This is a genomic window from Croceitalea sp. W27 (genome assembly GCF_055693185.1).
In genome coordinates this window covers 3,756,549-3,780,484 of the sequence record NZ_CM146327.1, presented here as the reverse complement: position 1 = coordinate 3,780,484, position 23,936 = coordinate 3,756,549, and the positions used below count along the sequence as shown (strand labels likewise).

20 protein-coding genes and 1 tRNA gene are annotated in these 23,936 nt (G+C 35.5%); 9 read left to right on the top strand and 12 right to left on the bottom strand.

Annotation, left to right across the window (positions count from 1 at the left end; translation table 11 throughout):
• Positions 1 to 2 precede the first annotated feature (2 nt).
• Together mobF and ACZ1GR_RS17240 are read left to right on the top strand one after the other, a co-directional pair.
• A complete protein-coding gene (gene mobF / locus ACZ1GR_RS17245; RefSeq protein WP_472610085.1) occupies positions 3 to 2,723 on the top strand; it encodes a MobF family relaxase in 2,721 nt (906 codons plus the stop codon).
• The gene (locus tag ACZ1GR_RS17240; RefSeq protein WP_472610084.1) at positions 2,707 to 3,105 is read left to right on the top strand and encodes a hypothetical protein; all 399 of its coding nucleotides are present in this window, start codon (positions 2,707 to 2,709) and stop codon (positions 3,103 to 3,105) included. The genes mobF and ACZ1GR_RS17240 overlap by 17 nt, the downstream gene beginning before the upstream one ends.
• 236 nt (positions 3,106 to 3,341) lie before the next feature.
• Here ACZ1GR_RS17240 and ACZ1GR_RS17235 read toward each other — a convergent pair whose 3' ends face one another.
• From ACZ1GR_RS17235 to ACZ1GR_RS17215, 5 genes are all read right to left on the bottom strand, one after another.
• Positions 3,342 to 4,238: a hypothetical protein gene (locus ACZ1GR_RS17235; protein ID WP_472610083.1), complete on the bottom strand. Its 897-nt coding sequence runs from the start codon at positions 4,236 to 4,238 to the stop codon at positions 3,342 to 3,344.
• A complete protein-coding gene (locus tag ACZ1GR_RS17230; protein WP_472610082.1) occupies positions 4,231 to 5,415 on the bottom strand; it encodes a hypothetical protein in 1,185 nt (394 codons plus the stop codon). Before ACZ1GR_RS17230 ends, ACZ1GR_RS17235 begins: the two co-directional genes overlap by 8 nt.
• A 156-nt stretch (positions 5,416 to 5,571) precedes the next feature.
• Complete coding sequence (locus ACZ1GR_RS17225) at positions 5,572 to 6,846, bottom strand: tyrosine-type recombinase/integrase (RefSeq protein WP_472610081.1); 1,275 nt, start codon at positions 6,844 to 6,846, stop codon at positions 5,572 to 5,574.
• A 269-nt stretch (positions 6,847 to 7,115) separates the two neighbouring features.
• On the bottom strand, positions 7,116 to 7,361 hold the full coding sequence (locus ACZ1GR_RS17220; RefSeq protein WP_472610080.1) for a hypothetical protein: 246 nt from the start codon (positions 7,359 to 7,361) through the stop codon (positions 7,116 to 7,118).
• 54 nt (positions 7,362 to 7,415) lie between these two features.
• The gene (locus ACZ1GR_RS17215; RefSeq protein WP_472610079.1) at positions 7,416 to 7,691 is read right to left on the bottom strand and encodes a hypothetical protein; all 276 of its coding nucleotides are present in this window, start codon (positions 7,689 to 7,691) and stop codon (positions 7,416 to 7,418) included.
• A gap of 300 nt (positions 7,692 to 7,991) precedes the next feature.
• Between ACZ1GR_RS17215 and ACZ1GR_RS17210 the strand changes: the two genes are divergently transcribed.
• Complete coding sequence (locus tag ACZ1GR_RS17210; protein WP_472610078.1) at positions 7,992 to 8,315, top strand: helix-turn-helix domain-containing protein; 324 nt, start codon at positions 7,992 to 7,994, stop codon at positions 8,313 to 8,315.
• Positions 8,316 to 8,435: 120 nt separating this feature from the next.
• A complete protein-coding gene (locus ACZ1GR_RS17205) occupies positions 8,436 to 8,726 on the top strand; it encodes a hypothetical protein (protein ID WP_472610077.1) in 291 nt (96 codons plus the stop codon).
• Here the strand turns inward: ACZ1GR_RS17205 and ACZ1GR_RS17200 are convergent.
• Positions 8,719 to 9,966 carry a Shedu immune nuclease family protein gene (locus ACZ1GR_RS17200; protein WP_472610076.1) on the bottom strand — a complete coding sequence of 416 codons (1,248 nt, stop codon included), beginning with the start codon at positions 9,964 to 9,966 and terminating at the stop codon, positions 8,719 to 8,721. The genes ACZ1GR_RS17205 and ACZ1GR_RS17200 overlap by 8 nt on opposite strands.
• Before the next feature lie 235 nt (positions 9,967 to 10,201).
• Here ACZ1GR_RS17200 and ACZ1GR_RS17195 point away from each other — a divergent pair, with 235 nt between their 5' ends.
• The 4 genes from ACZ1GR_RS17195 to ACZ1GR_RS17180 are packed head-to-tail and all read left to right on the top strand — an operon-like array spanning position 10,202 to position 15,434.
• On the top strand, positions 10,202 to 11,098 hold the full coding sequence (locus tag ACZ1GR_RS17195; protein ID WP_472610075.1) for a HamA C-terminal domain-containing protein: 897 nt from the start codon (positions 10,202 to 10,204) through the stop codon (positions 11,096 to 11,098).
• Positions 11,095 to 13,650 (top strand): DEAD/DEAH box helicase, encoded by a 2,556-nt coding sequence (locus ACZ1GR_RS17190; protein ID WP_472610074.1) that lies wholly within the window; start codon positions 11,095 to 11,097, stop codon positions 13,648 to 13,650. Before ACZ1GR_RS17195 ends, ACZ1GR_RS17190 begins: the two co-directional genes overlap by 4 nt.
• A gap of 55 nt (positions 13,651 to 13,705) precedes the next feature.
• A complete protein-coding gene (locus ACZ1GR_RS17185; RefSeq protein ID WP_472610073.1) occupies positions 13,706 to 14,191 on the top strand; it encodes a hypothetical protein in 486 nt (161 codons plus the stop codon).
• On the top strand, positions 14,181 to 15,434 hold the full coding sequence (locus ACZ1GR_RS17180) for a hypothetical protein (RefSeq protein WP_472610072.1): 1,254 nt from the start codon (positions 14,181 to 14,183) through the stop codon (positions 15,432 to 15,434). The genes ACZ1GR_RS17185 and ACZ1GR_RS17180 overlap by 11 nt, the downstream gene beginning before the upstream one ends.
• A gap of 118 nt (positions 15,435 to 15,552) precedes the next feature.
• On the opposite strand, the gene ACZ1GR_RS17175 is transcribed toward ACZ1GR_RS17180, so the two are convergent.
• The 6 genes from ACZ1GR_RS17175 to ACZ1GR_RS17150 all read right to left on the bottom strand — a co-directional run bounded on the left by ACZ1GR_RS17175 (position 15,553) and on the right by ACZ1GR_RS17150 (position 22,797).
• A tRNA-Arg gene (locus ACZ1GR_RS17175) sits at positions 15,553 to 15,626 on the bottom strand.
• A 56-nt stretch (positions 15,627 to 15,682) separates the two neighbouring features.
• Positions 15,683 to 17,854: a methylmalonyl-CoA mutase gene (scpA, locus tag ACZ1GR_RS17170; RefSeq protein ID WP_472610071.1), complete on the bottom strand. Its 2,172-nt coding sequence runs from the start codon at positions 17,852 to 17,854 to the stop codon at positions 15,683 to 15,685.
• Positions 17,847 to 19,214, bottom strand: a complete 1,368-nt coding sequence (locus tag ACZ1GR_RS17165; protein ID WP_472610070.1) for a methylmalonyl-CoA mutase subunit beta — start codon at positions 19,212 to 19,214, stop codon at positions 17,847 to 17,849. Before ACZ1GR_RS17165 ends, scpA begins: the two co-directional genes overlap by 8 nt.
• Before the next feature lie 12 nt (positions 19,215 to 19,226).
• Complete coding sequence (locus ACZ1GR_RS17160; RefSeq protein WP_472610069.1) at positions 19,227 to 20,768, bottom strand: acyl-CoA carboxylase subunit beta; 1,542 nt, start codon at positions 20,766 to 20,768, stop codon at positions 19,227 to 19,229.
• 18 nt (positions 20,769 to 20,786) lie between these two features.
• Positions 20,787 to 22,259 (bottom strand): acetyl-CoA carboxylase biotin carboxylase subunit, encoded by a 1,473-nt coding sequence (accC, locus tag ACZ1GR_RS17155; RefSeq protein ID WP_472610068.1) that lies wholly within the window; start codon positions 22,257 to 22,259, stop codon positions 20,787 to 20,789.
• 46 nt (positions 22,260 to 22,305) lie between these two features.
• Positions 22,306 to 22,797 (bottom strand): biotin/lipoyl-containing protein, encoded by a 492-nt coding sequence (locus ACZ1GR_RS17150; protein ID WP_472610067.1) that lies wholly within the window; start codon positions 22,795 to 22,797, stop codon positions 22,306 to 22,308.
• Positions 22,798 to 22,945: 148 nt separating this feature from the next.
• Between ACZ1GR_RS17150 and ACZ1GR_RS17145 the strand changes: the two genes are divergently transcribed.
• Positions 22,946 to 23,932, top strand: a complete 987-nt coding sequence (locus ACZ1GR_RS17145) for a VOC family protein (RefSeq protein WP_472610066.1) — start codon at positions 22,946 to 22,948, stop codon at positions 23,930 to 23,932.
• The last annotated feature ends 4 nt before the right edge of the window (positions 23,933 to 23,936 follow it).

Genomic DNA, 23,936 nt, shown 5'->3' with positions numbered 1-23,936 from the left:
TTATGATTAGAATGTTTCAAAGCCAGACGGCAGGACATGCAAAGAGTTATTTCAGGGATGCCCTTTCCAAAGCGGATTACTATATCAATGACCAAGAATTAAATGGCACGTTCAACGGACGTATTGCTAAACAATTGGGATTAGAGGGGCATCTAGTCGATAAAGAAGCTTTCGAAAAACTATGCGACAATATTAATCCCAAAGATGGGGGTTCGCTAACCCCTCGAACAGTCAAGGATAGACGAGTGGGATATGATATAAGTTTTCATGCACCCAAATCCGTTTCTATTGTTCATGCGCTAACAGATGATAAAAAAGTGATGGAGGTTTTCAAAACAAGCGTCCATGACATCATGAATGAGATGGAATTGGATATGCAAACCCGTATTCGTACCCAAGGACAATATGATGACCGCTCTACCGCTTCAATGCTTTGGACAGACTTTATGCATCAAACGGCTCGACCTGTGGATGGTCAACCACCAGACCCGCATTTGCACTGCCACTGCTTTACATTCAATGTTACCTATGACGAAAAGGAAGCCCGGTATAAGGCAGGACAGTTTCACAACATCAAAAGGGATATGCCTTATTATCAATCACGATTTCAAAAGAGATTGGCAGATAACCTATCCAATATGGGGTATGGGATACGAAAAACCCGAAATGGGTTTGAAGTGGCCATCGTACCCCAACAGGCAATAGACCATTTTTCTAAACGCACGAATTTGATTGGGCAAGTCGCAAAAGAAAAAGGCATTGTCAATCGCAAGGAATTAGATGAACTAGGAGCGAAAACAAGAGGGAAGAAGCAAAAATCCCTCTCCATGCCTGAATTACAAGACCTATGGCGAAACCAGCTTGTTCATGAGGGTATTGACGAAAAAGCTAAAAGCGAGAAAGAGACTATCGATAAGAGTTTAAATGAAGAAAAGGCGATGAACCACGCCATCAATCATGTTTTCACCAGAAGCTCTGTAAAAAGGGAAAGGCAGATATTAAGCGAAGCCTATCTTCATGCCATAGACAACAAAAAGGTTTCTATGAAAGGTATTGATACCGCATTGAAAAAAGATGACCGTATTTTTCAAATTAAATCGGGAAGTGAAACGCTTTGCACAACCGCCCTTGTCTTAAAAGAAGAAAGAAAGATGGTTGAGTTGGCTGTTCAGGGGTTGGGTAAGGTCAAGCCTTTTCAAGCCAATTTCAAATCAGGACAATATAAGAACCTTGGAGATGAACAGGAAACTGCCCTAAAACATATTCTTACCTCCCCCGATAAGCTTACCATGATAAAGGGCGGTGCTGGCACGGGTAAAACCACACTTATTAAATATGCCGTTAATAAAATTGAGAAAAGTAACCGCCAAGTCATTTTACTTGCCCCAACGGCAGAAGCGGCACACGATGTTTTGAAAAGTGAAGGTTTTGAACGAACCGATACGGTTGCTCGATTTTTAAAAGACAAAGACTTACAAGAAAAATCTAAAGGTCAGGTTATTTGGGTTGATGAGGCAGGTATGCTTGGCACGAAAGACATGGCATCGATTTTGGGCATTGCCTCAAAAAATAAGACAAGGGTCATTCTCTCTGGTGACCCAAGACAACATTCTGCCGTTGACCGAGGAGATGCAATGCGGATTTTAAAGACAGTGGGCAATATTCCGCAAGCTTCAATGGAGCGCATTTATCGCCAGAAACATAATAATTATAAACTCGCCGTCAATCATATAAGTAAGGGCAATATAGTTACTGGGTTCAAACAATTGGATAATATGAACGCCATCGTTGAGACAGACTATACTGAGATTTCCAAGACCCTTACAGAAGATTATCTAAAGGTCATCGATGGCAAGAAATCAGCTCTTGTTGTTTCTCCAACACGAGAGCAGGCACAGAAGATTAATGGCGAAATCCGAGAGGGTCTTCGAGAGAGGGGCAAGGTCAAGAAACGTGAAAAGTCAGTCACGATACTGGAAAATCTGTATTTCACGGATGCCAAGAAAAAAGATGCACGGGTTTATCAAAAAGGTGATGTGATACAAGCGCATCAGAATATGCCCAAATTAAAAAGAGGGGGTAAGGCAGAAATTGACCATATTAAGGGGAAGTCGGTTTATTTTAAAAACAATAAAGGTGATATAGTGCGTTTGGATATGTCACGCCCATCAAATTTTGATGTGTATCGCAAACGAGAAATCACCCTTTCAAAAGGAGATGAAATCCGTATTACCAAAAACAGCTTTGATGAAAATAAAAAGCGTATCAATAACGGAACAGTGCTAACAGTCAATTCGGTCGACAGCCAAGGTCGTATCAAAGCAATTAAGAAATCTAAAGCCAAGAAAACAGGATTTAACCTCCCTGCCAATTTTGGTAATTTGGACTATGCTTATTGTTCCACGTCTTATAGTGCCCAAGGTAAAACGGTTGACCATGTATTAATAAATCAGCCTAGCACGACCTTTCCTGCCAGCAACCAGAAACAATTTTATGTTTCTGTTTCCCGTGGGCGAGAGGGGGTAAAAATTTATACAGATGATAAGGAGACTTTATTAGCTCAAATCCAAAAATCTGGTGATAGAATTGGTGCAACCGAACTTTTTAAGGATGGATACTTTCTGCCTAAAACTCTTGACATTGCAAAGGATAAAGAAAAATCCGATATTGAGAGAGAAATAAGACCAACGAAACCATCAAGGGAATATGAGCCAGACGTATAAGTTTAAAAGCCTTGCTATTGCCAGTAATGAGAAAGATGAGAATGCCTATGAAGAAACTGAAAAACTCAATGTGTTTACCCTTGGCGAAAGTAAGACAATCGATTTTAATTTAAAAGATGGTACACGCCAAAATTTTCATTATAGCCACTTTATCACCGCTTGGCTTGGTAATGAGGATAATTTGAATGTCCTTAAAATTTTCTTCTCAACCCATTTGGTAACAATAAAAGGATATTGCTTAGAAGAACTCTATGACCACTTGATTGAGCATACTATTAAAAACATAATAGAGCATGATGAGAGATATATCAGTATGACTGGCGAGGGGAAAGTTTTTGTGACACTAATAAAAATTGAATGGAAGAAGACTAATGGTAGTTAAATCCTAGAAATATCATTTGAGCATAAATACAGAATTTGATATTAATTTTAGAGATTTCTTGATAGCGATTAAAAAGGGGCAAATTGCTGCAAAGCAACCTGCCCCTTTTTAATGTTTGATGTAAAACCTTCATTTACACATCAGGCCCACCATTTTTAAATAAAATCTTCATAACCAATATTTTTAACGTTCAAAATTAAAGTTAAGAAAAATATATCAAACTTTAGATACATGGTTCATCTAAAGTAAACAATGAAGTAAAGATTTGTTGGGTTAGGATTTTTAATTTCAAACTTGAAGTAGTTTGTAGAGATTTGTTCAGGTTGTTCTTCACAGGTATTAAGAGTATCATTATTTAAGTCATAGCTCCATAGACCTAAAGAACGTACTGCTTCAGAAAATCTTATTTCAGAAGAAAAATGAATAGTTCCTTTAGAAAAATACGAAATCGGAGTGTAAAAGACCGCATCCATTGTAGGCCACATAGTATTGACCTTTTTTTCATTCATAAATAACTTAAATCTTTCTTTTATCTTTAGTGGTGTTAAAAATTGCAATTTAATTTTATTGAGTTTATCACTAATATATTCAACATTACTAATTACCTGATATCTTTCTAATCCGATTTCTTGATACAAATCCAAATCATGTTCTTTCTGGTCTTGACCTGTTCCACGAATACTAGCTAAAGAGACATATCCCGAAGATGCAATAGATAAGTTTTTACCTTCAAAAGTTTGAGTAATTTCAATATTATTACCAGTAATTAAAATGTTCTTAACATACTTCTCCAGAATAAAATCCTTATTAGCTTCATTTAATACAGGTATAAGGTTAGAGGCAAATATATTGGAGTTAATCCATTCTCCGATTTTTATAGCTTCTGGCCAAGTTTTTTTAAAAACTTCTACAATTGTTATTTTTTTTTCTTTATTTATCAATGAGTCAATTTCATTTTGTAGATAAAACACATATAGAGTAAGGATAATTAATAAAAATACGAGTATGGACATTATTGTGATTGTAGGGCCAAAAATCGAGTAAATTGTTATTGCGCCTCCAATAATAGTAATGATTGACACAATTTTGGCCATTAATTTTTTTCGTTTGAGAAAAGCTAAGAATTTATCCAATTGTCGATTTTTTTATTAAACTAAGAGTAGAGTACAGATATAAATTTTTAATCGAACTAGAACCATAACTCTTGAAGACATTCTCCACAAGGTTATAACCCATATAATAGCATGGAAAATAGTACTTCCACTTTCCGATGGCTGCATTAATAGGTTTTTCAGCGGCCTCGGTAGACAACCCTATTTCACCCTTTAATTTTTGAACACCCTCACTAATACTTAAGTTTCCCTTGATTATTTCGACTGCTAGCTTGTGTCGAACGGTTTTTATTAGTCGACGGTAGTTGTGACTGATAATTTGATTATCAGTGTAACTATTTTCTAAAAAGTGGCAGCCAAAGTCTGCAATCCCTTCGGCAATCAAGGAGAAAGGACTGCATAATATATTGATTGTAGACGATAAACCTAGTATTCCCTGTTTATAATAATATTCTCTTATAATATTTTGTGTATGATGTCCTGGGAATATTTCGTGGGCTGCCAAGAAAAAAGCTTCATGTTTATTAAAGGTGTTATTCTTATTGACTTTCACAATACTTTGATAATCCTTTTTGTAATAATGATATGCATTCCACAACTCTTCTGTATTAATTAATTCATAAGTTACATTACTGATTTTACGCAGATTTACACTTTCTTGTTCTCCAATTATTGGCTTAATTATTCTTTCAAAGGTTAAATTTTCTAGTCGCAAGGAATGTTTCTTTAGAATAGTAAAATATTCTTCTCCACTTATTAAATTATCCTCATTCCAATCTTTATAGCACTGTGGCCACTCAGTTTGGTATCCTACTTTTTTAAGACTTCTAATAAGTTTACTTTTTAATGTTTCAATTTCATTTTTAGAGGGTTGTAATAAAGCTGTTTTGTATATATTATTAATATGTTCAGGATACTTTTTGCCGGTGGGTTTTAATAAAGTTTCAATCAAATAATAGAGTGAGGATACTGAAGCTAGAAAATCAAGTGACAATTCGTTATTAGTTTTTTTTGCAAAATTGTCAACATCTTCAAAAAGCTTCTTAGCGGCATTAAATATTTGTTCTTTACCTTTTATTAATTTAGACTCTTCGATATTAAAATCACCGGTATATGAATCGACAATACTCCCTTTACCAATAAAATGGTCTAAGGAAAAACATATTACTATATAATCTTGACTTAACTTTTGAATCATTTTCTTAAACATTAATTCTGTAATATCAAATATCTAGTGCCTATGCAAACATAAATATATGATTTGTTGTCAAAAATACTTTAACATGTTTAAGTTATTTAAACGATCTATTCTTTATTAAGAAAACTATGATGATGGACAACATTAAGGGTAACCCTACTTATAAGTCCTATTGATTATTTTATTCAAATGGTTCAAGTTTGCTCCTTTGCCGTAAATAGGTCTTTTAAACTTATGCCCCATCAGTTGGCATTGAATTCTATCCGGTATTTCAAGAGTATTAAGTCTATCCTGAAAACTATGTCTAAAAGAATACAAAGAATGTTTTTTGGTAGGTCGTAAACCGTTTTCTTCTAAGTATTTATTTATAGTTGCGGAGAGTAAATCAGATTTACCATTGTATTTAGAAAATCCATTTGGAAAATCTTGAAAGGCTTTAAGGCAATCTCCAACTAATGGTATTTGGCGTTTACTCTCTTTAGTCTTTAATGAGTATCCCTTTCTCGGTCGAATATAAATATGTGGGATTTCATGATCGAGAATAATATCTTCACTACTTAGATTAACAAGTTCGATTGGTCTTGCTCCAGTTTGAATGCAAGCAAGAATTAAACACCTTTCCTCACGATCTAATTGTTTCAGGAGATGTTTATTCAAAATCTTTTCTCGAATAAATTCTGTTGAATAGGATGCCCGTTGTCCTTTATCATCTTCTTTCAGATAAATATTTTTAAAAATGGACTGAACGTTGATGTTCAATTCTTCATGGGTACTAACGGTCTCTATTACCCCCTTTAGGTGGGTAAAATCTTTATTGACTGTATCTGACTTGATATTTTCTCTCTCCATACGAGAGAGCCACAAATGACGGAGTTTTACCATATCTAAATTGGTTATTTTGGTTATGTTTTTATCCCCCACCTGATTGACGAAGTTATTGACCGCCTTAATCCGAGGATTTTTCCATTTACGCTGTTGGTCTTTGTTCTTATTCAGAAGTTTGGGTTTAGAGTAGTCCCAAAATCGCTCAAGAGCTTCTGAGAGGGTAACAATTTTCTCTTTATGGCCTAATAGTGCCTTTACCTTGATTTCATCGTCAGTGAACGATTTAGCAGTCAGAACACGCTCTAGTAGTTCTACAATCGCAAGAGAACTGATGTGATTAGTTGGCAAATAGGCAAAACCGAGCTTCTTTGCCATTTCTCTAATCTTTTTGAACTTTTCATTAGTGTGCGTTTTATTCTGTTCTACAAGAGTGTTCCAATACTTTTCAATAGTATCATTGATTGAAACGAGGTTTTTTACTGCTGTTTTTTTGCATTGCGTATGCAACGAAATTCGAACACGTTTCCTTTGGTCAAATTTAGAATAACAGATAGGTACTCTTCGGTCATAGAAATACCATCCGTTGCGGTTCATTAAATATCTCATTTTGGTTTCCCTTTTGGTTACCACATTGGTTGACAGAATCACTTGGTTTTGACCCTCGTGAAACCTCTAGAGATAATAAGACAAATAAATTCAGGTATTTACGCACATAAAAGAATATGTAAATGGAGGAGAGGATGGGATTCGGTAAGAATTTTCCAATCGTCCTAAATACCTGAAATCTATACAAAAGCAGTGCCTTGCGATTTCTATTAGGTTATATTTTGGTTGACAAAGTGGTTACTATTTTTTGCAAACCAATAGTGACATCATTACTTGTTGTTGAGCATTTGTAAAGCAATTTCTTTGTAAGACTGATTCTTTTTTCGATTTTCTATTTCTTCAAGAATTCTGGCGAAAATGGGAATGTATAAGTCTCCATATTTTTCGATGATTTCTGCCATAATTAAACTTGCCTCTTCTAACAGAACAATAGTTATGTCGCTTTCTTCTAAAAAGACTCTTTGCTTAGGCATAGCCTTGTCTAACTGCCTTTTGAGTTGTATTTGATTTTTCATGCTGTGAGACTCATAATATGTTGGAAGGGCAAACCTGCCCTTCCATTTTAAGTTCTATTCTTGGCCATATTCAGAGGGGTTTTCCAAATAGGTCTTGATGTCATTTATGCGGTATGCCTTTCTGCGGACATTATTAGAAAGTCTGTAAAGTTTTGGAAACCGTCCTGCTTTTCTTTCCCTTGATTGAGTTGTTTTGTCTAATGTGGTCGCTAATTCGGCTGTCCTAACAGAGATAAAAGCATTTATTTTTAACATCAAATGAGCGACAACTTCTGCCTCTTCATCCGGATCGATAAGAATAACGTTGTTGTTATTAATCGTTTTAGTCATGTTTTTTCCTTCTATTGATAATGAAAAACATGAAATAGATGACTATAAGGTTCATTTGTACGCACCTAGTAGATAATATAGAATCGATGAATAGAGGCTAAATTATTAGGTGTTTCCAGTTTACTTCAGTAATAATAGCTCAAGCTTGAAAAACTTATTTGAGCGCTAAGTGATTGTTTATCATTAATAATTCTACTTAAGGTTGAAAATATAATCCTTTGTTTATGGAAAGTTAACCTTTGGGTGCGTATTGTCCCTGCAACTTAGTTTTTAAAAGGTACTAAAAGAAGGAGTTACATTATGAACATGAACTTTGACTACCCCTATAAAACTAGAGACGACTTTCTTAAGGATGTTGTCAAGCTACTTGTGGCAAGGCGTATTCAGCTTGGGATTACCCAAGATGAACTCAACCATATGCTTGGAGTAGCTGATCGATTGGTCAGTAAATGGGAATGCGGGGTGAGAACACCCACATCATTCCATCTATTTTGCTGGGCTGATGCCTTAGAAAGCATGATGACTATTGTAGCCAATGACAACAATCCGCCAACCCCAGAGGGTACAACGGAAAAGGCTGTGAATGATAATCTGTTATTTCAGGTTCATCAAAACAAAGTGTAGTCATCAAAATATTTCCCAATGGAGAAAGGCAAGAAAAGAGAATTCTTAAACGGCAGCCCCACAAAGCTTAGGCGTTTAGCTTCTCTTTTCTTCGCTCCTCTAATACTAAGGAGATGAAAATTGGTTAAAGAAAGAAACTATATCAATGCTATCGTTGAATTTTATGAAGAAGGTTTTCAAACCGAGGTTATATTCAAAGTTGGTGAAATCGACTTAGAAGATGATATGCACGTTTTTGCATGTTTTAAATCTGAGGATGAAATTGAAGAGTTGGTTACAAAAGGTAATTCAGAATTTAAGGTTTTGGAGTATTGGAGGGGTGTCAGAAAAGATGATAAGCCTTTAAAACCAAGCAAACCTGAAGAATGGGATAATTTTTTTTGCTCAATTTCAAAAGGTCCAATTATATGATTTGAATTTGCTCGATAGTAAACTTTAACCTTTGTAATAAGTCATCATAGGAAAGAATATCTATAACGTTTTTGTATTTCCTTTTGACAACCTCGAAATCGGATTTTTGCGCTTTGGTTAGATTATTTTCCCGTCCCATTATTATAAACCCTTTAGGGTTGGTAATATGAATTTCAAAGTCATCCGGTAAATACTTACTATATTTTTCAATTAATTTTTGTTCACCTCGTTTTCCCCAGCGATTCAGATAGTATATATATTTTTCTAGTTGCATAACTGTACCGGATAACTCTTTTAATGGTATATGGTTACCACGATATAAGCTTCCGGTCATTATTGCATTATCAAAAGGTTTTTTAATTTCGACAATATCTATGTGCCCATTTGCATCAACAAAGAGATAATCTAAGTACCTATCTTTCCGTTCATCTGCTTTTATGTGTACATTGTCAAATACAGCGATATATTTTGGATATAACATTAATAGAATATCGATGATTTCTTTTTGCCATTGATTTTCATTAAAATCTTCCTCGCCATCTAGCATTGACTCTAGTTTCTCATAAATAGTCTGGTATTTTTCGACCTCGTATTCACTAAAAATTCTTCGTAATTGTTTTTTGGTTAACGACGGTTTTTTGTTTCGATATTTATTGAAGAGGGTTTCTGCATCCTTTGTGCTATCAAAGTAATTTTTCAACACAGCAGAAATTCTAGCTTGAGCATACAACTTTTTTTCATGAGTTGTTGGAAAGTTATTCAGCAAATCATAAAACTCTTCTGCCGGAATACAGTTTGGTAATTTACTTCCGATGATTAAATCTTCTGTAACCAATTTAGATATTTGCCCAAAAATTGAAATATTTGATTCTGCAATAAAAAAGTCAATTTCAATATCTAAATCTTTATGAAGGTAAATATCCTGTTCTTCTACTAAGACATTTGGGTATATTTTATAGAATTGATCTTCAATTTCTCCCTGTTTTAATGTTTCTAATGTACCTATGTTAAAGGTTATTTCTGCATAGTTATCATAATCCACAATGAATTCCTCAGTTTTAATTTTTAGGCGGGATGGATCAGATACCAATTCTGGAGTTAGTGTAAAAACCCCTCGTTTAAGCCTTACGAAACCATCATCTTTGAGTAAGCGCACAACCCAGTCGTCAGGGCTAAATGAAGCATCTCCATAAGCATATACCAGCTGTAAATAGCTGTCTTTTTTAAGTATTTCAATCATGTATCTTTAAACAACAAATTCTATAAAATTGATTATAAAATAAATATGAAAATTTAAATCTTTTTTTCAAAGTACAATTCACCTAACATTCCTTCTTTTTTGTCTGAACAGGAAGAGTTAATAACTAATTAGTTTGTATTGTTATTAAAACATTTATATTTTAACAGTCTATTTCCGACCTTCTTCCCCTATTTCGGATTCACTATATAGCTAAACATTACAAGGATAAAATTGTATGATAGATTCTACCGTAAAGACTGACTTCCTAGATTTATTTTATCACGATTTAATAGATCAAAAGTTAGAGAACAACAATACTTTAAACCTCTTCACCTTAAAAGTGAAAAACAACTGTTTTGCATATGATGAACTAACTGAGAATATTGCTAATTTACTGCATTGCTTTGCACTATCTAGAACCGAAGTCTCAATACTGTTAAAAGAAAATAAGTTGAATACCTTGGTTACAAGGGCTAAGCAAAAATTACGAGAGCATAATATCAACGATGGTGAGTTAGGAGAAATTCTACTTTATTGTTTATTGGAATCCCATTTAAATGCCCCAAAAATTTTAACTAAGCTTGAACTGAAGACATCGCATAACGATTATGTTAAGGGATCAGACGGTGTTCATTTATTGAAATTGTCAGATTTTGATTATCAATTAATTCTTGGCGAGTCAAAAATGAATAGTGACCTCGGAAAGGGTATCTCGGAAGCTTTTGGTTCAATAAAAAAACTGTTAGCGGAAAATTCAAACAAGCTAAACTTTGAGATTGATTTGGTGAACAGCCAGTTGATTAAGGAAGTTTTTGAAGATGAACAATATGAGATTCTTAAAAAAATACTTATCCCAAGTGCAAAAGAGGATGAAACCTACCTGGATTATTCTTTTGGAATATTTTTAGGTTATGACATTTCAATTGTGGAAGAAGATATGAAATTATCGAATTCGGATTTCAGAAATAAACTTCGCGAACAGATTAAATCAGAAATAAACAATGTAATTCAATCTTTCAATTTTCAGATTAAAAAGGCAGAATTTTCCGGATACGACTTTTATATATATGTTATTCCTTTTTCTGATCTTAAAATAAAAAGACAAGAGATTATCAGAGAAATCACGTCATGAAGTTTATAGATAGATTGGTAGATGACATCATTCGTGATGATTATTTTAAGAATATTTACAAAAAGTGCTTTTTGGTTTCCTCTTACTTCAACATCAAATCATCTGAAGTACCTGAGCTTACTCATAAAGAGTTCAATGATGCTTTGAGATTTGCGGATTTGCTATCGAATTCTGAAAAATCTGAGGCAAGAAATTTTGCTTATAGGATTATCACCTTTATCAATCCGGTATATGAAGAGCATCCTATTTATAAAACAGTATCAAAAGCGGTTTATTCAAAGCTAGGCAACTTTCCTGCAATAATATATCTAGAAAAAGAAAATGCTAACTATGCAAATCTACCCTTTATACGGATGATAGAAATGGAGGCAAAAAAAATTATCCAAAAAGTCCCTGATTCTGAAAACTTCATTTTTACAGATTCGCAATACGAACTCTTTAGTCGCTTAAGTAACACTACTGAATATAGTTTTTCTGGGCCTACCTCCATGGGTAAATCTTTTATGATTAAAGCATTTATCAAAAAAATCATGAAAAATAGCCCTCCTGAAAATCTAGTTTTGGTTGTACCTACAAGAGCGTTGATAAATCAATTCACCATAGATTTGAAAGAGGAGCTTTCTGAACTTACAGAATTGTACAATTACAGGATAATTACTAATTCCAATGTTACCGATTTGATAAGTGATACACCTCATAATTATATTTTTATTCTTACACCTGAAAGGTTTATTAGTTATTTATCTCAAGATAACAACCCATCGATAGGGTTTGTTTTTGTTGATGAAGCACACAAGCTAGCCAATCAAAAGGATTCCAGAAGCGTAACAACTTATACATCTATTGAAAAAGCCATAAACAAATATGGAAACATAAAGCTATATTTTGCATCTCCTAATGTTTCTAATCCGGAGGTTTTCTTGGAACTTTTTAATAGGCAATCGCTTGATAACTTTTATTCTACAAATGAATCCCCCGTTTCACAAAATCTGTTTTTTATAGATTTTATTGACAAGCAAGTTGAAGTGATTACAGAAAATGAAGTTACTAAGATTGATTCTCAATTCTTGTTTGAAAGTAATTCTAGCGTAGTCGAGCTCATAATTTTTTTGGGAGAGGGCAAGAATAATTTGGTCTATTGCAATAGCAAGAACAGGACAATTGAAAAATCATATGAGTTTATCCAAGAATTAGAAGAAACTGAATTGTCTTCGGATGTTAAAATGGCAATAAAACAAGTAAAAGAATACATCCATCCGGAATACTACCTAGCTGAATTGTTAAAGCATCGAACAGCTTATCACTATGGTAAACTTCCGCAGCTTCTAAGAAATCTTATAGAAGATTTATATAGAAAAGAGGAAATTAAGAATGTATTTTGTACTTCTACCCTCTTGGAAGGAGTAAATATGCCTACCCAGAACATTTTCATTTTAGATAATAGAAATGGGTTAAGGAAATTATCTCCAATAGATTTTTGGAACCTGTCTGGACGAGCGGGTAGATTATCAAGAGAGTTATCGGGTAATATATATTGTTTGAATTATAGTCAGTGTGAATGGGAGAATAAAGAGATTCTTCAAAAAAAGGAAATTAACCTCACACCAACTGTTATTGATAAGGTAGATAGGAATCTTCGAAAAATAGAAAAAATACTTAAGGAACAAGATGTATCAGGGACTGAAGAAGAAAAGAATATCCTAAAATATATTGCCAATATCATAAGCGTTGATACACTTGAAATAGATTCAAACTACAAAAGCCCAATAATTGATAAACTAATTAGTAAAAACAAAGAGACAATTATCGAATTGGCTCAATCAAAAGTAAGGGATTACGTAATCCCGAAAAGTATTTTAAGTTCTAATCAGTCTATTAATTTAAAAGTACAGGATGAAGTATATCGATGGGCGATAAAAAACAAAAGGGATAATAGCAATGTAAGACTTCCAAGGAATATAAATTATGAATCTTGTTTAACAGTAATAAATAGCTTCTTTAAGCTTTATAAATGGGAAACAGCAGAGAAAAAATTGAATAATCCTAATAGTCTTAAGTATTACGCATTTCTGATGAATCAGTGGATAAATAACATTGGTTTAAGCCAAATGATCAAACAATCATTGGATTATTACAAAAACACAAATTCTAAGGTAAACATTGGGGGAAATGACTTTGTCCCCTTTGAATATGGTAACAAACGGCATATCAATATCGTTATTGAAAACTTGATAGAAGATATTGATTACATATTGAGATTTTTACTTGAAAAATATTTCAATCATTATCATCAAATTTTAGTTTCTATATATGGAGAAGAGGATGTGGGGGAAAACTGGGCTTCACTACTTGAATACGGTACTCAAAATAGAATCGTAATTGCGTTGCAAAATTTAGGATTGTCAAGAAATACTGCTCTTAAAATATATAAAATAAAACCATCCCCATTAATAATCGAAGAGGGAAAGCTAAAAGAAGTGAACAAGAATTCTGTCTTAGATAAACTAAACAAGGATAGTTTAGAATATAGAGAAGCCTTGAGAATGTTATAAAGTAGGAGAAGCTTAATAAGCGTGAATTTTTAAAAATATATTTAGAGATCTTTGTATGAAAAAAGCAAAACTCTACAACAACATAATTCAAAAAATAACTAATATATCGAACATGGATAAAATTTATCAAGATATTGAAGACGATTTAGGCATCTATGCATACAATGCATATCATGACAATAGTAGACATGAAATGGAAGAAAAGATTCTGATTGCGATAATATCAAAAATCATTGTCGAATTTTTAATTGGTCTAATTGATCCTAAAAAACTTGGTGAAAAACTAAGAATAAAATTTAAAGAGCTGATAACCAAAAACAGAAAAAAGAATAAAGATGAATTCCTGTTTAGAGGTCAACTTGAAAATTTCCTTAAAGAAAATAAACAAATAATTGTAGGTGATAATCATTTTAATCAATCTAAAGAAAAGATATCGAACTATCTTATTTCGGATTTGAAATTACCATCAGATAAAGCAAGTCTGATTGCAGCCAAAATTTACGATGATTTAATCAAAAATGTAAATCAAGGTGATTTTTAAAGGTATTGAAATCAAAAATGCATTTAAACTATGTCTGACAAAAGAGTTAATTGCTGAAACAATATATCCAAACAAATCAAGTGCCGATACTCTTGTAGAAATAATAAAGGAATTTGAATCTTCGAAAGATGATAGGATTGTAAACGAAGAATCCAAAAGAAGATGGTATGAGATAAATTTTAAGGGAAGAATAACCTACATTAGTGTTAATCCAGGAGAAATGACCTCAATTAGACCTGAAGATAATTCTGAAATCATTTTACTTCCACTTACTCAAAATCAGATTGATGATTTCAATAAAAGAAAACTAGAAAAGACAAAGAATCTCATAAAAGACCTTTCTCAACAAAATACCTCTAAATCCGAAAAAAAACTCCTAAAAAAGTATCAACTAATCATTGATAATAGAATTCAAGTATTCTCTGATGCATCTAAACGTTTTGATAAAGAAGCAAAAAAAATAAATGAAAGAAATAATTATTTCTACGCAGAAAATACAATGAATAGATTGTACAGTGAGTATTTAATCAATATTGAAGACGATTATGCTTTCACCTTACCCTTGACACGAATTTCAACGAATATTCTTTTATTACAAGCGCAGATGATTTTTGGCATTTGGGCAAATGAAAATATCTATATTCAAAATCAAGCCACTGCACTTGGTTTTTGCACAAGGCTAATTCAAATGAGCCAAGCTGTAGATAGGTTGAAAGAGTTTTTTCAATTTGGAAACGAATATTTCGAAAAAGCAAATGAAGTTTTAATCCAAGCTATCCAGAATACTGGACCAATAAGTCATATTCGTGAAATAAGAATTGCAGCCCACTATTTTTGGGTAGCTATGATGATAAGTAAAGTAGCAAATGATATCGACACTAAAGAAAAAAAGGTTTTAAAGTATTCTTCCCTTATAGCTGAAGAGGGATGGGCGTGCTGTGTCACCTCTATGAGTTACACTCATTATGTTTATGAACATCCAAACTGGTTTGCCAATAGGGCAAAATTGATTTTATCTGATAATTCTTCAAATTTTATTCGCAAATTTTCAAGTTCAACTAATCCAATTTTACCCAGGAAAATGGCTGAAATTTATGCTTCATACGGAAAATTTATGATAGGAAGCGAGGAAATAAAAAATCAAGAGTATAATAACCTATTGAATTATCATAAAGATGTTAGTTTAAACACTTTTTTAGTTCACCTAGTAGAGTTCTTTTTAAATGAAATATCCTCCTCGTAGTTAAACATCAGTATTTATAAGAACAAATCAACACATATTAAACCAATTTTTGAGTGCAAATTGAGTGCAAATAAAAAGAGGTTTACAAAATTTTATTCATAAACCTCTGATTTTTATGTGATCGCGATAGGATTCGAACCTATGACCGTCTGCTTAGAAGGCAGATGCTCTATCCAGCTGAGCTACGCGACCTATTTTGCGGGTGCAAATATAGTAAGGTATTGTTCAAGTTAAAAATATTTTTTTAGTTATTGTTCATCAATTAAAATGTCCAATAACTGAATTGCCGCCTCCCCTATTTTTGTGCCAGGTCCGAAAACTGCTATAGCACCGGCTTCATAAAGAAAATCATAATCTTGTTTCGGAATCACTCCTCCAACAATAACCATAATATCTTCCCTTCCATATTTTTTGAGTTCTTCGATTACCTTTGGCACTAAAGTTTTATGCCCCGCTGCCAAGGATGACACGCCTAAAATATGCACATCATTTTCTACGGCTTGTTTTGCGGCCTCCTCCGGGGTTTGAAACAAAGGGCCGATATCCACATCAAAACCAATATCAGCATAACCCGTAGCAACAACTTTAGCACCTCGATCATGGCCGTCTTGCCCCATTTTGGCAATCATTATACGAGGTCTTCTTCCATCTTGTTCGGCAAAAATATCGGCCATTTTTTTGGCCTTTATAAAACTCTCATCTTGCTTAATCTCTTTAGAATACACTCCTGAAAATGATTTAATCACAGCTTTGTGCCTTCCAAAAATTTCTTCTAGGGCGTTACTAATTTCCCCTAACGTAGCTCTTAGGCGGGCTGCATTCACCGCTAAAGCTAATAAATTTTTATCCGCAGGCAAGTTTTCATCTCCAGATGACATCTTTAGTTTGGCGGCTTCGGTTAACTTTGCCAAAGCCATATTTACTGCTTTTTCGTCCCTAGATTCTTTAATGGATGCCAATCGCTCTAATTGTTGTCGTCGGACCTCTTGGTTATCTACCTCTAAAATTTGAAGGTCATCTTCTTCTTCTAACCCAAATTTATTGACCCCAACGATTACATCTTGCCCACTATCTATCCGTGCTTGTTTTCTTGCTGCAGCCTGTTCGATACGCATTTTGGGGATACCCGCTTCAATGGCCTTGGTCATACCTCCTAGTTCTTCTACTTCTTCAAGTAAAGCCCATGCTTTTTGCGCCAACTGATCTGTCAAATATTCCACGTAGTAACTACCTGCCCAAGGGTCGACAGTTTTTGTGATTTTTGTTTCTTCTTGAAGAAATATTTGAGTTTCACGAGCAATGCGTGCCGAAAAATCTGTTGGTAACGCTATTGCCTCATCTAAGGCATTGGTGTGTAGACTTTGGGTGCCGCCTAAAGTAGCTGCCATAGCCTCGATGGTTGTTCTTGCTACATTATTAAAAGGGTCCTGCTCCGTTAAACTCCATCCACTGGTTTGACAATGGGTGCGGAGTGCCAGGGATTTTTGGTTTTTAGGATTAAACTGTTTTACCAATTTAGCCCATAACATTCTGGCAGCGCGCATTTTGGCAATCTCCATAAAATGATTCATACCAATGCCCCAAAAGAAAGACAGGCGCGGTGCAAAATTATCGATTTCCAACCCAGCTTTAAGTCCTGTTTTAATATATTCCAATCCGTCTGCCAAGGTGTAGGCCAACTCAATATCTGCGGATGCTCCTGCTTCGTGCATATGGTAACCAGAAATACTGATACTATTGAATTTTGGCATAAACTGGCTCGTATATTCAAAAATATCGGCCACCAATTGCATAGAGGGTTTTGGCGGATAGATATACGTATTACGCACCATGAATTCTTTAAGGATATCATTCTGAATAGTACCGGCCAGTAAGGCCTTATCAACCCCTTGTTCTTCTGCCGCTACAATGTAAAAGGCCATAATAGGAAGCACCGCACCGTTCATGGTCATTGAAACTGACATTTTATCCAACGGAATACCGTCGAACAAAATCTTCATATCCTCAACGGAGTCAATTGCAACCCCAGCTTTACCAACATCGCCAATAACACGTTCATGGTCACTATCATAACCCCGGTGCGTAGGTAAATCAAAGGCAACGGATAACCCTTTCTGCCCCGCTTTTAAATTTCTTCTGTAAAACGCATTACTTTCTTCGGCCGTAGAGAATCCCGCATACTGGCGAATTGTCCAAGGCCTCCGCACATACATTGTAGAATATGGTCCACGGAGATAGGGTGGAATACCTGCCGCAAAGTTCAAATGCTCAACAGCTTCAATATCACCTTCATCAAAAAGAGGTTTTACCTTTATTTTCTCTGCAGTTTCAAATACAGCGGTGTTTTGGTTCTTGACCGCCCCTGTTTTAACTGTAGCTGAAGGACTTAAACTGATATTTTGAACATCTTTTCTACTCATCTTTCAGCCTATTTTGTTCTACATCCTCTGCTAAACGTCTCTCAATAATAGGCTCTAGCAAAGTCTTTCTAGCATTTGTTTTCACAAACGGATACAATTCTAAATCATCCTTCATCTTGTCGGACTCATTTAAGAACTTATTGGTTCCTACCAATACTTCTTTTCCAGCTTTAAAAGCAACCTGTTCTTTTTGCGCACTTTCTTTTATTTTCTTTTGAATGGTATGCGCTTTTAATTGCTTTAAAAATCCCCCTCCTTTTTCAATCGATTTAAAAAGTTCGAGACCTTTATTTGCAAGTCGTTCCGTAAGCGCTTCTATATAGTATGCTCCGTCCGCAGCATTATCAATCTTATCAAAATAACTCTCGTTTTTCAATAATAATAATTGGTTTATTGCAATACGATTTCCAAAGTCGTTCTCTTTATGATAAATCGCATCATAAGGCATATTATATACCATATTTGCCCCACCTAAAACGGCTGCCATACTCTCAGTCGTCGTTCTGAGCATGTTGGTGTTGTAATCGTACAAAGTTTTATTTCTTCTTGTTGGCACTGCAATGATATGGCAAGACTCTGAAACGCCATATTCCTTGGCTAGTGCACTCCATAAAATCCGTAAGGCTCTTAGTTTGGCAATCTCAAAAAAGTAATTGGTTCCTACGGAAACCTTAAAGGTGATTTCGATAGGTTTTTCGAAATTGCTCTTAATTTCATTCAAGTATTCATTTGTATGTGCCAACGCATAACCCAATTGCTGAACCATATTTGCCCCTGCATTTTGATACAGGGAAACATCTATACCAATCGTATTTTTAGCGTCTAAATCTAAAATAGTTTTGAGCTCTTCATGGTCTTTTTCTAGGTTATGAAACCAATTTCCGCTTCGGGCCAGGTTTCCGACAATATCAACATTTAGATAAATATTTTCCTTAGCATCACCCACAAAATTTAGCAGGTCTTTAATATATGCTGAAGACAAAAATTGAAGCTCAAAATAAATAGCAGTCTCTTTTGTATTGATGTCTTTTAGGAGTTCTTCTACTTTAACCTCCGTTGAAGGAATAACGAAAATTAGACTCTCCGCTCCATTCTCTAGCGCCTCTAGGCCATTTTTATTAGCTAAGACCGCATTACCCGCGTAAATAGATTTACCAATGTGCCATCCTGAAGTTTTTTTGACCTGTATGGGTTTCATCTCATCATCACTATGATAGAAAGGTTTTACCTTGATACCTTCTGGAGATTCCCAAACTAGGGTTTCGTTATAATCGGCTCCTTTAAGGTCAAACTGAATTTTCTGTTTCCATTCTTTGGCTGAAACAGGGTCAAAATCCTTAAATAAGTTGGTAGTACTCATTCTTTAATTCGTTTACAAAGGAATATTTCCGTGCTTTTTCTTTGGCAAAGAAACTACTTTGTTTTGAAGCGTGGTATAAGCTTTGATCAATTTTCTACGGGTATTTTTTGGTAGAATTACCTCATCTATGAAGCCTCGCTCCGCAGCACTGTAAGGATTGGCAAACTTTTCGGCATATTCTGCTTCTTTTTCAGCTAGCTTCGCCGCAGGATCATCAGCAGCACTAATTTCTTTTCTGAAAATAATTTCACTAGCTCCTTTTGCGCCCATTACCGCAATTTCGGCTCCTGGCCAAGCATAATTGAAATCGGCTCCAATATGCTTGGAGTTCATTACATCATAGGCGCCACCATAAGCCTTTCTGGTAATAACAGTTACTTTAGGTACCGTTGCTTCGCTCAGGGCATACAATAGTTTAGCACCATTGGTTATAATTCCGTTCCATTCTTGGTCTGTTCCTGGAAGAAACCCGGGAACGTCCACCAATACCAATAAAGGAATATTAAAACAGTCACAGAAACGTGTAAAACGAGCTGCTTTTCGTGAACTTTCCACATCTAAAACACCAGCCAAACTTATGGGTTGATTTGCCACTATACCAATACTTTTACCACCTAACCTAGCGAAACCAACAACAATATTATCGGCATAGTCTTTATGTATTTCGAAGAAGGTATCTTCATCAATAATACCATCGATCACATGACGCATATCATAAGGCTGATTGGCATTTTCGGGAACAATACGTTCAAGGTTCTCACGAACCTCATCACCCAGTTCAAATGGCAAATCTGCCGGAATATCTTCACAGTTCTGTGGCATATAACTCACCATTTGTTTGATTTGGTCGATACACTGAATATCGTTTGCCGCTGTCAAATGGGTTACTCCAGATTTCGTTGCATGCGTTGAAGCACCTCCCAATTCTTCGGAAGTTACTTCTTCATTAGTTACTGTTTTTACTACGTTTGGCCCGGTTACGAACATATAACTGGAATTTTCAACCATAAGTGTAAAATCAGTCATCGCAGGTGAATATACCGCCCCCCCGGCACAAGGCCCCATAATGGCAGATATTTGTGGTATAACCCCCGATGCCATAACGTTTCTATGAAAAATATCAGCATAACCACCCAAAGAACGAACACCTTCTTGAATACGGGCTCCACCACTATCATTTAATCCGATAACCGGCACACCAATTTTCATGGCCATATCCATTATTTTACAGATTTTCTCAGCATGGGTTTCCGATAAAGCCCCTCCGAATACAGTGAAATCTTGTGCAAACACACAGACCTTTCTGCCATTTATTGTTCCGTAACCGGTAACGACCCCATCGCCATAAAAAACCTGCTTATCCATACCAAAATCTTTGGTACGATGCGTTACCAATGCTCCCATTTCTTCAAAAGAACCTTCATCCAATAAAAAATGGACGCGTTCACGAGCGGTAAGTTTTCCTTTGGCGTGTTGTTTATCTATACGTGACTGACCACCTCCTAGTTGAGATTGGTTCAATTTATCTTCTAGTATCTGTATTTTGTCTTTCATCTGTATTTTTCCTAAAATCTAAACTCTATTTTTTGACCAATCAGAGGAAGTTGAAACTGCTGTTTTCAAATTCTTTTTGTCCTCTAAATACAACTTTAAGCCCAATAAGGCTGCAATTTCTTTTTCCTTGGCATATTGTACCTTGAGTTGTTCCGGAGCGTAGTAATTCTTTACGAAATGTGTATCGAAATTACCCGAAGTAAAAGCCTCATGCTCGCATACAAATTTCCCAAAAGGAAGTGTTGTAGAGATACCTTCAATCTTATAGTCTCCAATAGCTTTAATCATAAGCTGTATGGCCTCTTCCCTATTTTTACCATAGGTGATAAGTTTTGACAGCATAGGGTCGTAATGAATAGGTACTTCCATACCTTCTTCAAAACCGTCATCTAAGCGAATACCTTCACCAAATGGCTGTTTGTATGTGGTCAAAGTACCAATACTTGGCATAAAATTATCGAGGGAATCTTCGGCGTACACTCTAATTTCCAAGGCGTGCCCAGTAATTTTTAAATCTTGTTGTGTAAACGGAAGCGTTTCGCCACGTGCTACTTTTATCTGTTGCTCGACCAAATCAACCCCAGAAATCAATTCCGTCACAGGATGCTCTACTTGTAAACGTGTATTCATTTCTAAAAAGTAGAAGTTCTTGTTCTCATCCAATAAAAACTCCACTGTTCCAGCTCCTACATAATCGCATGCCTTGGCTACCTTTACCGCTGCTTGGCCCATAGCTTCACGAATCTCTGGAGTAAGTACAGCCGATGGCGCTTCTTCAACAACCTTTTGGTGCCTTCGCTGCACGCTGCACTCGCGCTCAAACAAGTGCACAATATTACCATGTGTATCAGCCAGCACCTGTATTTCTATGTGTCTTGGTGAACCTACATACTTTTCTATAAAAACGGAACCGTCTCCAAAAGCGGCTACTGCTTCACTAATGGCCCGTTCCATTTGCTCTGGAAGCTCTTCTAATGTATTTACAATTCGCATTCCTTTTCCGCCGCCGCCGGCAGATGCTTTTATTAGAATAGGAAAGCCTACCTCTGAGGCAATTTTCTTTGCCAATTCCACATCGGTTATGGCCTCTTCGATACCAGGCACCATGGGAATATCATAATCCCTGACCGCTTCTTTAGCCGCTAGTTTATCACCCATTACTTTTATAGCATGTGGTTTCGGACCAATAAAGGTTATCCCATTTTCTTCTACCATTTTAGCAAAAGCAGCGTTCTCACTTAAAAATCCATATCCGGGGTGTATGCCTTCCGCGCCAGTACTTTTTGCGGCCTCAATTACCTTATCCATAACAAGATAAGATTCTGAAGATGGTGCTTTACCCAACAAAACCGCCTCATCAGCAAACTTTACATGAGGTGAATGCCTGTCGACCTCTGAATAAACGGCTACCGTTTTAATTCCCATTTTCTGGGCGGTCTTCATTATTCGGAGCGCTATCTCCCCCCTATTCGCTATTAATATTTTTTTCATCGAAAACAATATTTACTTTGAATCCCATTATATCGGGAATCCGTTCTTATTCCATCTCTATAATCAATTGCCCTTTCTCAACGGCATCGTCTTTGGCCACCTCAATAGACTTGACAACCCCATCACCTTGTGAGAGAATAATATTCTCCATCTTCATAGCAGATAGAACCAATAAAGGTGTTCCTTCCGTAATTTCTTGACCAACTTCTACCAAAACATCAAGAATAAGCCCGGGCATAGGAGCTTTGATTTCATTAACTTTTTGAGATGTATTGACCAATAAACCCATTTCTTCAACCATCTGGTCATAGCTATCCGCTATATGCACTTGATATGAATTCCCGTTAACCTCAATGGTCAAGGTCTTATCCATAAAATTGGAATGCAATACATTAGCCCTATAAGCCTTATTGTTCTGGAGCACATGAAATTTACCCGCCTCTAACTCTAAAAGGTCCAATTGACTTGTTTGCTCTTCGGAAAAAGCAAATTCTTCATCGTCTACGCTGATTTTATAATTTGTCATCTTATGATCCATATATCATATTTTGGAAGTATAAAGATATTGAAAATTAATTAACTATGTTAATCATTAAATATATTAACTATTTTTAGTACATTAGGGATTTAGACTTAAAAAGTACGCAATCGCTTAGACATTTGAGCTGTTTTTTGATACAAACTACATGAAACACAACCTAAACTTCACAGACACAGACCCCAACATAAAAGGCTTTCAAGAAGTAATCTTTAGTGTCTCCAATATTGAGCGGTCCATAGACTTTTTTACTAGGGTATGTGGCTGGACTTTGCAGACCAGAAAAGAAAGCAGCCCAAATCTTAAAAGCTCTTGGCAACTGCCCGATACTGTTGAGATTACCGAAGCACTTCTATCTAATGAAGGTGACAATGAAGGTTTTGTGCGCTTGGTACAGTTTAAAAATATAGCCCAACAGCAAATTCGTTCCGCAACAAATGTTTGGGATACCGGAGGTATTTTTGACGTAAATATGCGTACCCCAGATATGGATAACTGGTACCGAGAATTACAGACCGAAGGCTGGAATGGGGTTTCGGAGCCAAAGCGTTATGTGTTTGGTATTTATGATGTTTCTGAAGTGCTCATGAAAGGACCTGATGGAATCGTAATCGCTTTTATGCAACGTTATGCGCCCCCTCTTAAAGATTTTGACCATATGAAAAAGACCAGCCGTATTTTTAATTCGTCGGTCACCGTTTCTAATATGGGGGAATCTTATGATTTCTACGTAAACAAACTTGGTTTCAATATGTTTTTTCAAACACCAGGTCTAGATAGAGAAACCGGGCATAATGTAATCGGCATACCCCCAAATGTAAATCATGAAATCACCGTACCTATTGATATCGTAAGGCCTGATAAAGATAATTTTGGATCTATAGAATACTTACAAACCAAGCAACTCAAAGGTAGAAATTGTGCTGCTCTGGCCAAACCGCCCAACCTAGGAATTTTAATGTATCGTTTTCCCGTTAGAGATGTTGAAGCTTATGCCGTAACACTTATTGAGAGAGGGCTTACATTAAATAGCGATGTACATACTATAGAAATTGCACCTTACGAAAGTTTAAAGGCATTTTCAGTACGCTCACCAGATGGGGTATGGATAGAATTTATAGAATTAATCAATTAACATT